Origin of the sequence: uncultured Shewanella sp. (assembly GCF_947495455.1) — a bacterium.
GTDB lineage: Bacteria > Pseudomonadota > Gammaproteobacteria > Enterobacterales > Shewanellaceae > Shewanella.
Genome location: NZ_CANLZC010000007.1, coordinates 1 through 16,013, shown reverse-complemented (window position 1 = coordinate 16,013; position 16,013 = coordinate 1). Strand labels below are relative to the sequence as shown.

Genomic DNA, 16,013 nt, shown 5'->3' with positions numbered 1-16,013 from the left:
TTTTATGCGTTCCTTGTTGTTATTGCTTCCCATTGCCCTATTAATGCTTTCCTTTTACGTAAAATCAGAAGATGAATTTGTCAATGAAGTGAGATTAAGAGAAACACCTCACCTTAGATTACAAGATTTGCTTGCGCACTTACCCAATAAATATGCTTTTAACGGTCAAGGGGAGTTCGCTCAATTAGTTCGAACCTATCACCTCAATAGTACTGAGTTCAAACAACAACTCATGCAACTTGCTCGTATTTATCTACTGACAGACATAAACATCAATCTCAATGCTAATGAACGCTATCAATTAGCAAAAAACATCATTGATTCAATGGATAAAGTCGTTGAGACTCCCTTTGAGCACAGTATGTTACTCATGCTTAAAGGCCGCTATTTAAAACAAACAGCACAAGATTACACCGCGGCCATTGACTTATATAAACAAGCACTGGACAAAATAGGATTACAATCTTCCTCAGACACACTGTTATTAAAATATATTCTCTATGAAGGCTTAGGGATTATGTATCGAATGGTTAAGCAAAATGACCTCTCACTGTCATACTTGAATCAAGGTAAAATGCTGGCCTTTTCGATCAAAAATAAATACTTAATCGTTAAATCGGAAATTTATTTAGGTCGGTATCATCACACAAAAAAAGAACTAAAAGAGTCATTAGACCATTTTACACAAGCCATTATGTTATCTGAACATATTAAAATGCCTGCATTGAGGGCTGAACTTTATATGCAAGTTGCTCGCGTTTATAAAAGCCTAAATCAGTGGGATGACGCACTAAAATATACACAAGATGCTTCTTTTATTTATACAAAAATAAAGAAAGAACATAAAGTCATTGCCGCTATTAGGCTAATGGCCATGATTTATGCCGAGAAAGGGCAATGGAATTACGCCATTGACTACCACCTAACCGCACTACAATCTGATATACATCTCGAAAACCTTATTGGTCAAGCTATTGATTATCATAACCTTGGAGAGGCGTATTTTCAAAATGAAGATTATAAATCCGCTTATAATTACCTCAAAAAAGCAGATGTTATTTTTTCCGAAAAACACTCAAATCATTATTTAGTTTATAACGATTTACTATTAGCCAATGTCACACTCGCCCTTAATCAATATAATATGGCAAAAAACTATGCTACTAGTGCCTTTGCCAAGGCCAAACAACTCCATTTAATTGATGAGCAAAAACAAGCATTACAATTACAAATCACCATTTATAAGCAATTAAAGCAATTTTCTCACGCACTTTCAGCCCTTGAAAGCTGGCTAAAATTAGACGCTCTTATACCGCCATACACAAAAAATACTCGTCATGCTAATGCTATGTTAGCGCAGCAAAAACTGAAGTCGACATTATTTAACGCAAAACATCAACACAATAGCGATATGTCATTACAAACTCGCTACCAATACATTTTTATTGTAATGCTAGGGTTAATCACTTTTATTACCATAGCCTATATCGCGCTGTGGCGTCATCGCCTTCAATTAAAGCGTTTACTCTCTGAACAATCTGCTTTTATTGACACTGATCCTATTGTCAATGTGCCAGGTTACCACGCCTTCATGACAAGATTATCAGAGTCCAATTTAAATCACGCTTCCAGCATTGTCTTATGCTCGTTAACGGACCAACTTAATGCCGATCTCACATTAGGCTTTCAAGCCAACCGCGATTTACATCTAAAACAACATGATGCTTTAAGCCGCGCATTGAAAGCAGACGTCTTTCACATTCGTTCAGGTCTTTTTGCCTGCTATATTCCCCGTAATACTGATGCAACCAGCTTAATACTCGCATTGCGAGCCTGCCTCGATGACAATCATTGGCAGACCCGATTCCATATCGGTTTACTCAATTTACCTTTACACGCCGATCCTGCAATCAAAGTTGATCTTGAGACTCACTTTACCGCCGCTCAAATGATGTTATCTGGCGCAATGAGTTTACAAGAGCCACAAGATATTTACGTCACTATGACAACCTTAGATTTTGCTCCTGCCAGCATTTTTAGCCCTCCTCTTTACCAACACTTAACGCGCAGTATTGACCGAGGTTTGGTAAAAATTGAAAGCAATGGAGACAAAAATAATATCAGCTGGCACGAATAATCGCTGACTCATATCAATGCATTCAAGGCATGTATTTAAAATAAAACCGTTAATCAGGACAGAGTAATGAAGGATAAAATTACCCACCAGCATACAGGGATATCGCATCTACCACATCCCCAAGTTCATCATGCTGACTCGACTAAACTAAAACAACTATTTCAGTTTGTTCACTATTTGAGTCAAGCTTGCAAAGGACTTAACCGAGAATTAGACAAGAAACTGACACATTTACAAGCACTATTGGATTCGCCAGACACACGCCCCCAAACCTTTGTAGAACTGAGTAAAATAGAAAGCATATTAAAACAACACAATAAACAAGTTAAAACTCAATTAACGGCACACCAAAAGCAGCTTATTCTTTCAATAACACCACTTGAAGAACGCTTTACTCTCAGCCAAAAACAAAAGCAACAGTTTGCCTGTTTAAAACAAGGACTCAATCAACCCTTTCACACATTTGTCGATTATATTAAGCAATTAGAAAACGTGATCTTTTTCTACTCAGGTATTATTAGCAATAAAATATCAGAGAATGAACAAACATCCATTAACTACCAAACTCTCGCAATAGAATTGACTCAAATTATCTCTGAAATTCGATTTCATACTCATCAAACAAAACAAATAATCGAAATCAAAGAAACCTTATTGGGCGACTTTGCATTAACCGATCTCTTATCCGCCTATCAAAACATCCTTCGTTTATTGCAAGAAAATATTGACAGCTCTCAGTCAACTTCTCAAGCTTTCTTACTCACACTTGATGGCGAACTAGGTGGTATAAATCATATCGCTGATACCACTCAAAAGCATATACAAGCACAATTCATAAACAGCAGAATGTTCAATAGCAGTATGTCTAACAAAATGAGTATGATAGAAAAGCATCTCATAGAAATAGATGACATAGATGAACTGAAAGCTAAACTTATTGAACAAGTCGCCAGCCTTCATCTTGAACTCAGTCAAAGGCAAGCACAAGAAAAGCAATCAATCAAAATCATGAAGCGAGCTTTTTCTTCAATGAAAAAACAATTGAGTACCTTACACAAAGAGAGCAATATTTATAAGCAAAGTTTATTTGAACAACAAAAATTTCATTTAATTGATCCCCTTACCCAACTGCCAAATCGGGCCGCACTGGAAGAGCGCATGTCACTTGAATTTCGTCATTATCAAAGACACAAGCAAGCACTCTGGGTTATTATTGCCGATATAGACCACTTTAAATCCATTAATGACCATTTTGGACATTCCACAGGTGACAAAACCTTACAAGTCATCGCTATGGCATTAAAAAACTCTCTCAATAGCAATGAATTTGTCGCCCGTTTTGGCGGCGAAGAATTTGTGATGCTTCTCCCTCAGCTTACCACTAGGCAAGTGGATATTTTCCTCAATCGGTTACGAAAAAAAATTAAAAATATCCCATTTAAGTTCAAAAATCAGCGGATCACAGTTACAGTATCTATAGGTGCAGCAAAAGTCTTGAAGCAAGAAGCCATACAAGACACCTTTGAACGTGCAGATGCTGCGCTATATCGAGCCAAAAATGAAAGCAGAGACAAAGTGATTATTGACTTATAAAAATTAACGGTCGTAGCTTCACCACTCAATATGACTGACTATTGTATGAAAGTAATGATCATCAATAACTGCTAAGGAGTGACTATGATAGTTAGGATCAGCCCAAAAGGCAGTATGGAGCAACTGTCTCAACTCGAAGTTGCCCGCTTAAAACAAAATGCACAAAGTGAGCTTTATCAATTATATCGAAATTGCTCTCTTGCCGTCCTTGCATCAGGTATCAAATGTGATAACAGTGAAAAACTCTTTAAACAGTTTGAAAACTTCAAAATTAATGTGCTGCAAAAAGAGCGCGGCATAAAGATAGAGCTCATCAACCCTCCTGCCGCCGCTTTGGTCGATGGCAAAGTGATTGCCAGCATTCAGGAGCATTTATTTTCGGTGCTCAGGGATATTATCTATTTAAATGACAAGTTTGATCATTTAGAACATATTGATTTTACAGACTCTGTACATATTACCGATTTAGTTTTTGATATTTTACGTAATGCGCGTGTCATGCCCATGTTCAACCCTAATATTGTTGTTTGTTGGGGCGGGCACAGTATTAATGATACTGAATTTCAATATACTAAAGCCGTCGGTCATGAACTCGGTCTTCGAGAACTTGATATTTGTACGGGTTGTGGACCCGGCGCCATGGAGGGACCAATGAAAGGGGCGACAGTAGGTCACGCTAAACAGCAAGTCAACAATGCTCGCTACATAGGACTCACTGAACCTAATATTATTGCAGCAGAGCCCCCTAATCATATCGTCAATGAGCTAGTGATTTTACCTGATATCGAAAAACGTTTAGAAGCCTTTGTACGACTAGGACATGGTTTCATCATATTCCCTGGCGGCGCGGGTACCACAGAAGAATTACTCTACCTATTAGGGATTTTACTCCATGAAGAAAATCAAGATTTCCCCTTTCCACTGGTACTAACCGGGCCAAAAGAAAGCGCAGATTATTTCACTCAAGTGGATACTTTCATTGGCGCCACGTTAGGTAAAGAAGCACAAGATAAGTACCAAATCATTATCGACAACCCCGCCGAAGTGGCTAGGATCCAAAAAGAAGGTATGGAAGCTATTAAGAAATTTAGGAAAAAAACAGGGGATTCTTACCAATATCACTGGGCGCTCAAAATCAATGCTGAGTTCCAATATCCATTTAACCCGACACATGAAAACATGGCCAAACTCGATCTTCATTTTCAACCCAATAAAGCCAAACTTGCCGCTCATTTACGCCAAGCCTTTTCAGGCATAGTCGCTGGTAATGTAAAAATGGAAACCGTAAATCAAATCAAACAACTGGGTCCTTTTCAATTAACAGGCGATCCCAAACTCATGGCATTAATGGACACCTTACTTCAAGCATTTGTCAAACAACAAAGAATGAAATTACCCGGTACCCTTTACGTACCTTGCTATGAGATCTCTCATAGCCATTAACTCTGTCTTTCTCAAGTGATATTCACACGCTCCCTGAATAGCACTTGAGATGGCACTTGAATCAAGAAAGATAACCAGTACAAGGTGAAAATATTGCAAACGATTGATATAATCAATAAAGTAACACCGAATCATCCTCTCTATTACTTAAATCGATAACAACACACATGAATGTACTTTTAATCATTGATGGTATGAATCTTGTCCGCCGTATGCATGCCGCGCAGCCTAATGAAAACAATATTGATGGATTACAAGAACAAGTACTTCGCTCATGTAAAAAGCTCATTCGATTTCACCAACCCTCACATGTTACGATTGTCTGGGATGGTAAAGCCATTTCATGGCGTAAACGTTTGTTTGAAGATTATAAAAAAGGGCGTAAACCTATGCCTGAAGCTCTGAATGAGGGCCTTGCATCACTAAAACGCTACTTAGAAAGCCAAGATATTCACTCTATCGATGCCTTAAGTGAAGCCGATGATGTCATTGCCACACTCGCCACTAAATTAACCCAAGCAAAAGGTAAAGCCATTATTGTCTCAACAGACAAAGGGTTTAACCAACTGATCCACCCTAATATTCAGCTTTGGGATCATTTCAATCAAACCTTTTTAACCCTTGAAGCCAGAGAAGAGAAGCTAGGAGTTGACCGAAGTCAATTTTTAGATTATCTCGCATTAGCTGGCGACAGTGGCAATAAAATTCCCGGTGTGCCAGGCATTGGTCCTAAGTCGGCTTGTGAACTGCTGAAAACCTTTCGTACTTTAAGTAATATTTATCGCTCATTAGATAAAATCGGCACTAAACAAGCCCAAAAGCTGGCCACTGGAAAAACCTTAGCCAAACTCAGTTATAAATTAAGTCAATTACAGACCAATTTACCCTTAAACATCAATTTAAAACAATTTAGGCTAAAACAACAAAATTGAATTAAATCTCACCCTATTTGTGTAAATATACCCGTGATACTTGAAGATGCAGGATTCAGCTGGAATTAAAAGCTTTTTAGGCAAGGCTTTGAACAGCGTGCCTAGTCATTCTAAGCTGATGTTCAATAACGCAGTATAAAAAGCTTTTAAACCAGCCCGTTGGGAGTCTGTAAAAGCACCAACTTCTGCGTTGTATCATCTTAAAAGGCAATAAGCATTCTTGCAATAATACGCCTTGAATTAGGCGCTTTTACAGGCTCTGAAAACATGCATCTTCAAGTATCACGGGTATAAAGCCCGTTTTACTCGATTGAGCTATCACAATATATTAACTCAAACATATCATTAAAAATGATCATTGATTTTCGAGGTTAACACATGATCTTGCCACTGACCGGCAATGTGTAAATAATCTCGAGCGAGCCCTTCTCGCTCAAACCCCAGCGCTTTCAATAAGTGTGCACTTTTTTGATTATGGGGCATATAATTTGCCATAATACGATGCAAACCCAGTTCAGAAAAAGCATGCTGAATACCTCCCTTGAGCATCTCTTGCATATAACCCTTTCCTTGTTGATGCTCACTCAAAGAATAACCTAAATGGCATGCCTTAAAAGGGCCTTGAATAATATTGGTAAAGTTACACACGCCAATCACTTTTGCATCGGGACGCAAACTCAGCAAGCCTTGATTTAAGTGATTTTCTGAGCTCACATCTTGCCGTTTAAATGCCACCCAATGCACAGCTTGCACTTGAAAATAAGCCCGTAATTGATCTTTTAATCGTGCTTGAATATGACTATAGGTAAAATAATCTCGATTTCTTACAGGCTCCCAGAGTGAGAGGTGTGCGCGATTATCTTGATAATAAGTCGCTAATAAACGATATTGCTCCGGCAATAATACTGTCAGGTATAAGCGCTCCGTTTTTAAGATAGGTAATGCTTCACTTACAATAGGACACTCCTTGACGACTTTTTCCTCTAACACGGTCGACTTCTCCTTATTATTCACATCCTTTTTCAATACCTTGTCTGACATTCACTGAGTCACACTCCAGCTATAATCAAACAAGGTATTTATCATTACTTAACGCCATCAAATGACTTAGTCATTTTTTTTGTATTCCTGATACGCTTCTCCTTGGGTTATCCAGTCAGGAGCAGGCTTGCCTTTTAAATAATGATCAAAATACGCCATCATGCGCAGACTATAATCGACTTTGTTGGGGTATTTCTTTAAATGATGTGGCTCATCTTTATACTGCAAAAAGACCACAGGCTTATTCAAACGACGCATGGCTAAATAAAGCTCAATGCCTTGCTCCCAAGGCACCGCTTCGTCTTTATCGCCAAACATCAACATCAATGGCGTATTAATTTTATCAGCATAAAAAACAGGCGAGTTTTCAATATAATCGAGTGGTGCCTGATATAAGCTCTTGCCTATACGGCTTTGCCCAGCTTCATACTGAAATTGCCTTGCAAGGCCACTACCATGACGAATACCACTATAAGCACTGGTCATGTTAGATACAGGTGCACCCGACACGACCGCTGTAAATAAAGACGTTTGTGTAATGGCATAAGCACTTTGATAACCTGCCCAAGAATGCCCTTGTAAGCCAATTGCATCAGGCTTTGCCACGCCCATATCAATAAGGTGCTGCACACCTGAGGTTAATGCGCTCACCGATGAATCACCGGGGCGGCCAATCTCAAATCGAATATCTGGCAGAAAAATACCGTAGCCATTATCGGCAAACCAAGCAAAGTTAGGTCTATGATTAAACTTCATATCAGGAAAAGCATGTAATCTATTGCTCATAAAGCGATAAAAATACACAATCACAGGATAGGCTTGCCCTTCAACATAGTTGGTCGGTTTAATAAACACACCATCTAAGGCTTGTCCATCGCTGTTTGTCCAATGCACAAGTTCGGCTTGTCCCCATGCCAAACGTCGTTTTTGAGCATCCAAATCCGTTTGTTTGACTGCATTTTGTGGTGTCAACACATTGGCAGTGTAAAGATCAGGAAATAAATCATAACGCTGTTTTGAATAAACTAAGATTTTAGGATCTTGGCTCTGTGCTAGCGCGGTCAATTTATAATCCCCCGCCATCAAAGTCGTTAAACCAGGCTGCCCCACTGTTGCCAAGTAAAACCCGTCGCCTTTCGTTTTATCATTATAACCTTGTAATAGAATGGGCTCGTCATTTTCAAGGGTGATAGCCGGCGCATCATTTGGGGTTAAATCCACCAATCGATATTGAATTTTTTGTTTTCGTCCCAAGCCTTTCGTTAATCTCACTCCTTTTTTAGTACGAGTATCAAACTGCCAAATATCATACTTATCATAAACTAACACACCATAATCATTCGTGAGCCAAGGACCAAAACCATAACTGGGTGCATTAGAAGGATAATCATGATCTTCATTGGCAAAAGGCGTATCGATTGCTCGGGTCAAATTAACCCTTTGTTTTCGAGCCAGATCATAGAGAAAAACATGGCCCTGTTGATAGTAAAGGGCATAGTGTTCATTGGGGGATAAACTTGGCACCTCGGAACTAGGTTGTTGATGCAAAAGCAGCTGCTTTTCACCAGTATTGATATTCACAATATAAAAATCACGATAAAAGCCGGCCCAAGTGATCATTTTACGATAAGGACGATCTGAGCTGGCCAACACATAACGTTTAGCCGCTAATAAATTTGCAGTAAATGGGCTTTTTTCTAAATCGGTTTGTTCAAGATCCGCAACCCTTTTGTCTGCCAGTTGCACTAATTTATCATTTTTTATGTGTAAAACGGCTAAATAGGTTCTCGTTAATTCCTTGGCATACTCTTTTATTTCTTGAGGCTTAATACGTTCATCATCACCTTGCCAAATAACTAAGTCTCTTTGCTGCCTCAGTCGCTTGAGGTTAAACATATCCTCTTGGGTCTTCATTTTATCAATAGTCGGCTCAGGAATGACTTGTGGTACTCTTCCAAAGAACAAGCGTTGACTGTCATCAGAAAACCTCAAGGCACTGTAGCGATTCAATGTCCATCGCTTCGTATTAGCCTTTGAGATTAACCTGCGCTTATTCTGTTCAATATCCATCACATTTAGCTGATATTCACGCCCAAAAGGCGGCACATCAGCCTGTCCTGCTGTCCAAGCGAGATAACGCCCATCATCGCTTAATGCAATATGACCAATTTGCTGCTCATTGGACACCTCAATGACATTTGAAGACAGATCAGATAAGCGCACTAAGTTAACTTGATGAAAATCATCTTGAATATTATTTTGTGCCAAAGCGAGTGTTTTCCCTGCCTTATCAAATGTAAACCTTGACACATGCTCCAATGTCAATTGTTTACCTGCGCTTAAGGCCAATAACAGTAATTCGCTGCTTTTATCAAATTCATCAATTTTGGCAGTTTTGCTCTCATCTCCTTGCTCCGTTTCAGCGTCTTTATCCGCTTTCATCGGATTAAACCAAACCACTAAGGAGTCACCCTTTTCACTAAATTCCGCCTGCTTGACATCATCAAATACCCTTTGTTTACCCGTTTTGGTATCCAATAAAATCAAGCCTGAGGTCAGCTTTTCTTTTTCAGCCTTGGAAGCCGTTTCTAATGCCAGTAATGTCGCAGGTGTTCTGGCAATAACAAAACGCCCATCCTGATTCACACTGGGTTTTGTGCCACCAGCTAAAGTAAAAGACTCCTGTGTGCTAATGTTTTTCACTAACACATGGGCATCGCCCCTATCAGGCTTAACTTCAACGGCCAAGATAACACCGTTATCTGAAATAATGGGTTTATCTAGCGCTTCAAACGCCATAATCTCACTCGGCGTCACACTTTGAGGCGCAGCATGCCCCCCTAAAGAAAGTGATACCAAAGCAATCAACATACAAAACTGCATCAATTGTGACTTCAATGTCTTCTCCATTAATTATTGTTATGTGTTCTCGGTACAAATGCCTCTTCGCCTACCAAGTAAGCACCATCAACTTAAAGGCAGCTAAAAGAGAGTTCTTCATTAATCACTTTCAATAAATGATTATTTGTTTAAAAAATGTGATTTTACTCACTATTTCCTGTGAAAGTAAGACGAAAGTCGTTAAAATGACGAAGACAATGAAAATTTCAAGTCGCCAGTCTATACCACTTGTACTGGCCGGCATCAGCAGTAGCGCCCAAAAGGCGGTAGGATAAACATGACAAAAAGAACCATTACGGTGATCCCCGGTGACGGGATTGGACCCAGCATTATTGATTCAGCCATCCAAATTCTTGATAAAGCAGGTTGCAACTTCGAATATGAATTCGCAGATGCAGGTCTCGCTGCACTAGAAAAGCACGGTGAGCTTGTTCCGCAACATACATTAGACTTAATCGAGAAAAATAGCATCACGCTAAAAGGCCCTTTAACGACACCTGTCGGTGGCGGCTTTACCTCAATTAATGTGAGTTTACGTAAACAATTCAGCTTATATGCGAACGTGCGCCCTGTAAAATCTTTCAAAGGCACTCAAGCACGTTATGATGATATTGATATCATTACTGTACGTGAAAACACAGAAGGTATGTACTCAGGTTTAGGCCAAACACTTTCTGAAGATGGTACAACAGCTGAAGCCACCAGTATCATTACTCGCCAAGGTGCGGAGCAAATCGCGACTTTCGCATATGAACTCGCTCGCAAAGAAAAGCGTAAAAAAGTCACTATTGTACACAAAGCCAACATTATGAAATCCACCTCAGGCTTGTTCCTGAAAGTGGCAAAAGAAGTGGGTGAGCGTTATCCTGACATCATCACTGAAGAGATGATTGTGGATGCAACCTGTATGAAACTGGTCATGAATCCAGAGAACTTCGATGTGATTGTCACTACTAACTTATTTGGTGATATCTTATCGGATCTTTGTGCTGGACTGGTTGGCGGATTGGGCATGGCACCCGGTGCGAATATTGGCCGCGATGCAGCCATATTTGAAGCCGTACACGGCAGTGCTCCTGATATTGCAGGCAAAAACTTAGCCAACCCGACATCGGTTATATTAGCTTCTATTCAAATGCTTGAATATTTAGGTATGGCCGATAAGGCTGAGCTGATCCGCAACGCTATTGCATCTGTGATTGCCGAAGGCGATCGTACTACTCGCGATTTGGGTGGCACTCATGGCACAACCGACTTCACTCAAGCGGTTATTGACCGCCTTTAATTTGTGACCTTAAGTGAAGCCATTATTTAAAATAAAAAAGCCTCACTATTTTAGCGAGGCTTTTTTATTAATTTTTACATCTCACTTTGTTTACCAAGGCCCATTTGGACGCAAACACAAATGCACAGTCACTTCATCACGATCATGATATAAATGCTTACAGGCTAAAGTAAAATCATTGACCTCATTTTCATGCAAGATTTCTGATAATGTCGATAAAATCACGCTAACTTCTTTGTAGCGACTTTTCATGGGCAACTTAAGATTAAAAATGGCTTCTTTAAACCAGCCATTGATTGCCCAGGCTTCTATCAATTCAGCCACCCTTGATGGCTTTTCTACCATATCACACACTAACCAATGGATATTTTTTCTTGGCGGCTCAAATCGAAAACCATCGGCTTGATAATGCTTCACTTGACCCGTTTCCATCAAGCCTTCATCCATAGGGCCATTATCAACAGCAGCCACAAACATACCTCGCCGCACTAATTGATAGGTCCACCCTCCCGGACAAGCTCCTAAATCAACCGCATTCATTCCACTGCGTAAACGAGTTTCTTGCTCTTCTTTGGGAATGAAATGACCAAAGGCTTCATCCAATTTTAGCGTCGAACGACTGGGAGCATTTGGCGCGATTTTCAATCTTGGGATCCCCATAAAATGAGGCGAGCTATTTTGACTCAGTGAATACCCCACATACGCCATGCCCGATGCCACAAAGCACACATGAATAATCGGCCGCTTTGGGTTCTCCTTTGCCAATAAACTGCCCGATTTTTTCAATGCTTGACGTAAAGGCACAGTAAACTTACGACAAAAATTTGAACGTTCTTTAGCTTCATTGGTATCGGGAGTTTCAACTCTTAACTCCCCAGCTTTTGACACATCGGCTAAGGCCTCAACTATGGGCGTGGCTCTATCAGACTCAGGGAGATCTTTTAGTAATGCTTTAGCCGCAAACATTTGTCTGGCAAAAATCAGCGAATCTAACGCAATTTTTTGCGCTAAAATATCGGCGTCACCTTCATTGAAACACTGAAAAATGACGTATGCATCATTGGTATTGGTTTTTACAAATCCGCCAATATTTAACTGAGCAGCGCGATCTTGAATTTCTGCCGCACACTCTTTTTCGTAGCCTGCACGGCAAAATAAAAATAGGTTTATCATTAAACTTCCTAAATATGATCAATCCTGATCGATATGACCATCAATCATTGCCCGCTATTTTACACAGTATCTATCCTTAAGTGAAATGAAGGGGTTTCTTTGTTCTTTGGAAGTGCAAATTACTTAAATTCATTCACTCTATTACGCCATACTGCTACGGCAATAAACAACCAACCCAATAAAAATGACAAGCCGCCTAAGGGCGTGATGGCGCCTAACCAAGCCTTTTGTGTTAATGCGTAGGCGTAAAGTGACCCCGAAAACAGCACTATGCCTAAGATAAACATGTAACCCGCCCAAGCAAGTATACGTGAGGGTAACCAATGACTCGCAAAGGCAACAGCAATAAGGGCAAAGGTATGGTAGAACTGGTACTCAACCCCTAAATTAAAAATACGGATCATGTCAACGGATGCCATGTCTTTTAAGCTATGTGCACCAAAAGCCCCTAATGAAACCGCCAAAAAACCACTTAATCCTGCTAATAATAAAAAACCACTGCGCATTTTCTCTCCTCCCCATTAAATTGCGTCAATAAATTGCTGACAATAAGTGACAGCCTGTGCCATATTCTCTTCATAGGTCACACCAGAGGCTTTACGTGGCTTAAAACTATGATCCCCATCAATAAGCCACTGCAGCTGTGCTGCCTTCATTTCAGGCCAAGTATCAACAAGACCCTTTGCACCAAATTTATCTCGCTCACCTTGGATCACCATTAAGGGCGGCTTGCATTCCACGATAGGCGACAATCTTGGCTCACCACCTTTTAAAGGAATAAAGGGATAACCCAAACAAATTACCCCATCCACTGGCGTATTCGCAGCGACCATAGCGGCCATGCGTCCCCCCATGGATTTTCCCATTAAAATAATCTTTCGAGGAGAGTAATTCTTCTTCAAAAAGGCAATATGCTCATTAAAATCAAGCAGCAACTTAGGTGCTCTGTCAGGCGGTCTCCGCTTGCCATCTAATGCATTTGCACGCATATAAGGAAAATTAAACCGCACAACACGAATATGACGGCTTCCAAGGTCCCTTGCCATTTGTTTCATAAAATCTGAATCTCGATTGGCACCTGCACCATGGGCAAAGATGACTAATACTTCAGCGCCTTCACCATCGACTACATATTGACTCATCTTATCTGCCACTTCACTCATTGACGCATTCCTGCCTTAACCTTGTAATCATTTCGTCATCATTCATTTCGTAATCATTCACTGCAAAATGCTTTCGTCAAACACGCTCAGCACTCATTCTTCAAACATTGACGCACTTTTCGCTTAATCTGGTGCCTTAACCTGATAAGAGTTCACGCCTTAACCTGGTAAGAGTTCACTGCGGGATTCTTCTTCAAACATGCTCAGCATCCATTCTCTAAAAGCGATAATTTTACCCACTTCAGCTAAATTCTGTTCGCACACTAAATAATATGCATTTTTACTCAGTAACACATTCGGAAAAGGGCAGATTAAGCGACCGGCCTTAATTTCTGGACTGGCTAACACACTGTAGCCCAGTGCCACACCTTGGCCGTATGCAGCAGCTTGCAGCACTAATGAGGAATGACTAAAAATAGGACCTTGGTTAACATTGATATCCTCCACACCTGTTTGCTTAAACCAAGCTTGCCAATCTTGGCGATTCGCATCGTGTAATAAAGTATGATTTTTAAGATCAGCAGGTGTATTGAGTGGCTTAGGACCTTTGAGCAACATGGGAGAACAAACAGGAATGAGGACTTCATTGCGCAGCTTATCTGCATGGACACCCGGCCATTGACCTTGACCATAATAAATGGCCACATCCACATCATCAGTCAAAGAGCTTTGCTCATTATCGACCGCTTTAATACGCACATCAATATCAGGATTGAGCTCGCTAAACTTTGATAATCTTGGCACCAACCATTGAATAGCAAAACTAGGGGAAGTACACACAGTTAATGAACCAATGGCACTGCGTGCTAATAACCTATCTGTGGCTTCAGATAACTGAACAAATAAATCTTTTATGTCTAAAAAGTAGCTCTGTCCTTCTTCAGTTAACAGTAAAGAACGATTTTTTCGACGAAAGAGTTTGAGTCCTAAAAACTCTTCTAAAGCCTTTATTTGGTGGCTCACAGCAGCTTGAGTCACGAACAATTCTTCCGCTGCACGAGTAAAACTCAATTGCCTAGCGGCAGCCTCAAATGCCTTAACGGCATTTAATGGGGGTAATCGTTTTGGCATAGTGATCTAGCTCTCATTTTTGGATTAGTTTTTCTAATCTTAATTGTTACATTTTATCCTTTGTAAAAGCCAGTACTTTTGTGTAAATTTCGCGCTATCGCAATGACTGCAAACATTACCCTTTTCTGATCGGGTAATGCATTTTTTATACTAGCTGGGAGGCCAAGTAAAAATGTTATCTTTTAAAATGCCCATGATCTTTATGATCCTTTGTGCTGCTTTTTTTGCCAGCAGCATTCAAGCCAATGACGCTTTAAGCAATACCAGTGAGCTACATGCTAGCATAAACGCTGAACTTAACTTAAAAATGGAAGAACTAAAGCAACAATTAACTGAAAATAGAGATACGATTCTGATTGCCAAAGAGCAAATGAGTGAAACCACCACTCAATAAATCTTAACGATTCTCCCATCTAAAATATGATTAAGCTTATACCAATGGACTTATACCAATGAGTTTATCGCCAATAAGCTTAATCATCTATGTTGTACTCCGTTTACTCACTTATCACTCAGTGCTATTCCTCAGCTCTATTCCTCAGTTCTATTCACTCAGGGCTATTCATTGCTTCTAAGTTAATGATGCTCACAAAGAAAAATATATAAGCAACTGATAAAATGAGATTTTAATTAATTTACCCTTGAATTAATTTTACGCTTTGATAACATTGCATTCCTTTTGTACACAATAAAATGGAATAAAACAATGAAACGGATTTTACTCTTAATCATGATGCTCAGTGCGTTAGTAGCTTGTGGAGGGGGTGATGGAAACAGTACTGAAAACAACGCTGAAAATAATGCTGAAAAAGCCAAAGAACCAACGCCAAATACTAACTGACCTGGTCAACTGAATTCGGTCACCCTAGTTAAGTTCGTTAAGCAACTTCTTTTAACAGCTTATCCATACGTTCAAATTCATTGGGACTTTGATAATTAAGGTATGAATGCATCCGCTGGCTGTTGTACCACATGGTTATGTAATTCAAGACATCTTGTTGAGCTGCATAGCGTGTTTGATAATTGCGCCAATGAATTCGTTCTTGCTTCAAACTACCGAAAAAGCTCTCTACTACAGCATTATCCCAACAACATCCTTTTTTGCTCATACTACCGATAAATCTATGTAGCCTGAGTATTCGTCTGTATTGATGACTTGCATATTGCACACCTTGATCTGAATGTACTATCAATCCAGCTTTCGGTTTTCGTTGCCATATTGCCATTGTTAGCGCATCACAAACGAGCTGTGCTTTCATTCTGCTACCCATACT

The 16,013-nt window shown here is 39.9% G+C and carries 14 protein-coding genes; 7 read left to right on the top strand and 7 right to left on the bottom strand.

Translation table 11 applies throughout. From position 1 onward, the window contains the following. The first annotated feature begins 4 nt into the window (after positions 1-4). From Q0791_RS03530 to xni, 4 genes are all read left to right on the top strand, one after another. Positions 5-2,137, top strand: a complete 2,133-nt coding sequence (locus Q0791_RS03530; protein WP_299002746.1) for a hypothetical protein — start codon at positions 5-7, stop codon at positions 2,135-2,137. A 66-nt stretch (positions 2,138-2,203) separates the two neighbouring features. Next, complete coding sequence (locus tag Q0791_RS03525) at positions 2,204-3,730, top strand: GGDEF domain-containing protein (protein ID WP_299002745.1); 1,527 nt, start codon at positions 2,204-2,206, stop codon at positions 3,728-3,730. Between the two features lie 84 nt (positions 3,731-3,814). Beyond that, positions 3,815-5,173 (top strand): nucleotide 5'-monophosphate nucleosidase PpnN, encoded by a 1,359-nt coding sequence (gene ppnN / locus Q0791_RS03520; protein ID WP_299002743.1) that lies wholly within the window; start codon positions 3,815-3,817, stop codon positions 5,171-5,173. A gap of 167 nt (positions 5,174-5,340) precedes the next feature. After that, on the top strand, positions 5,341-6,105 hold the full coding sequence (gene xni, locus Q0791_RS03515; RefSeq protein ID WP_299002741.1) for a flap endonuclease Xni: 765 nt from the start codon (positions 5,341-5,343) through the stop codon (positions 6,103-6,105). A gap of 345 nt (positions 6,106-6,450) precedes the next feature. Here xni and Q0791_RS03510 read toward each other — a convergent pair whose 3' ends face one another. Together Q0791_RS03510 and Q0791_RS03505 are read right to left on the bottom strand one after the other, a co-directional pair. Beyond that, the gene (locus Q0791_RS03510; protein WP_299002739.1) at positions 6,451-7,095 is read right to left on the bottom strand and encodes a GNAT family N-acetyltransferase; all 645 of its coding nucleotides are present in this window, start codon (positions 7,093-7,095) and stop codon (positions 6,451-6,453) included. A gap of 117 nt (positions 7,096-7,212) precedes the next feature. Beyond that, on the bottom strand, positions 7,213-10,029 hold the full coding sequence (locus Q0791_RS03505; RefSeq protein ID WP_299002891.1) for a prolyl oligopeptidase family serine peptidase: 2,817 nt from the start codon (positions 10,027-10,029) through the stop codon (positions 7,213-7,215). Positions 10,030-10,324: 295 nt separating this feature from the next. Here Q0791_RS03505 and Q0791_RS03500 point away from each other — a divergent pair, with 295 nt between their 5' ends. Continuing rightward, the gene (locus Q0791_RS03500) at positions 10,325-11,332 is read left to right on the top strand and encodes an isocitrate dehydrogenase (protein ID WP_299002736.1); all 1,008 of its coding nucleotides are present in this window, start codon (positions 10,325-10,327) and stop codon (positions 11,330-11,332) included. 90 nt (positions 11,333-11,422) lie between these two features. Here Q0791_RS03500 and rlmM read toward each other — a convergent pair whose 3' ends face one another. From rlmM to Q0791_RS03480, 4 genes are all read right to left on the bottom strand, one after another. Next, positions 11,423-12,505 (bottom strand): 23S rRNA (cytidine(2498)-2'-O)-methyltransferase RlmM, encoded by a 1,083-nt coding sequence (gene rlmM / locus Q0791_RS03495; protein ID WP_299002733.1) that lies wholly within the window; start codon positions 12,503-12,505, stop codon positions 11,423-11,425. A 119-nt stretch (positions 12,506-12,624) separates the two neighbouring features. Further along, positions 12,625-13,011, bottom strand: a complete 387-nt coding sequence (locus Q0791_RS03490; protein ID WP_299002730.1) for a DUF423 domain-containing protein — start codon at positions 13,009-13,011, stop codon at positions 12,625-12,627. Between the two features lie 15 nt (positions 13,012-13,026). Continuing rightward, entirely contained in the window at positions 13,027-13,668 is a 642-nt protein-coding gene (locus Q0791_RS03485) for an alpha/beta fold hydrolase (protein ID WP_299002728.1), read from the bottom strand. A gap of 159 nt (positions 13,669-13,827) precedes the next feature. Beyond that, positions 13,828-14,739: a transcriptional regulator GcvA gene (locus Q0791_RS03480; protein ID WP_299002725.1), complete on the bottom strand. Its 912-nt coding sequence runs from the start codon at positions 14,737-14,739 to the stop codon at positions 13,828-13,830. Between the two features lie 172 nt (positions 14,740-14,911). Between Q0791_RS03480 and Q0791_RS03475 the strand changes: the two genes are divergently transcribed. Both Q0791_RS03475 and Q0791_RS03470 read left to right on the top strand, forming a co-directional pair. Continuing rightward, positions 14,912-15,133 (top strand): hypothetical protein, encoded by a 222-nt coding sequence (locus Q0791_RS03475; RefSeq protein ID WP_299002722.1) that lies wholly within the window; start codon positions 14,912-14,914, stop codon positions 15,131-15,133. 312 nt (positions 15,134-15,445) lie between these two features. After that, the gene (locus Q0791_RS03470) at positions 15,446-15,580 is read left to right on the top strand and encodes a hypothetical protein (RefSeq protein WP_299002718.1); all 135 of its coding nucleotides are present in this window, start codon (positions 15,446-15,448) and stop codon (positions 15,578-15,580) included. Positions 15,581-15,617: 37 nt separating this feature from the next. Here the strand turns inward: Q0791_RS03470 and Q0791_RS03465 are convergent. Beyond that, a partial coding sequence (locus Q0791_RS03465; protein WP_299002715.1) for an IS3 family transposase occupies positions 15,618-16,013 on the bottom strand: 396 nt, incomplete at its 5' end.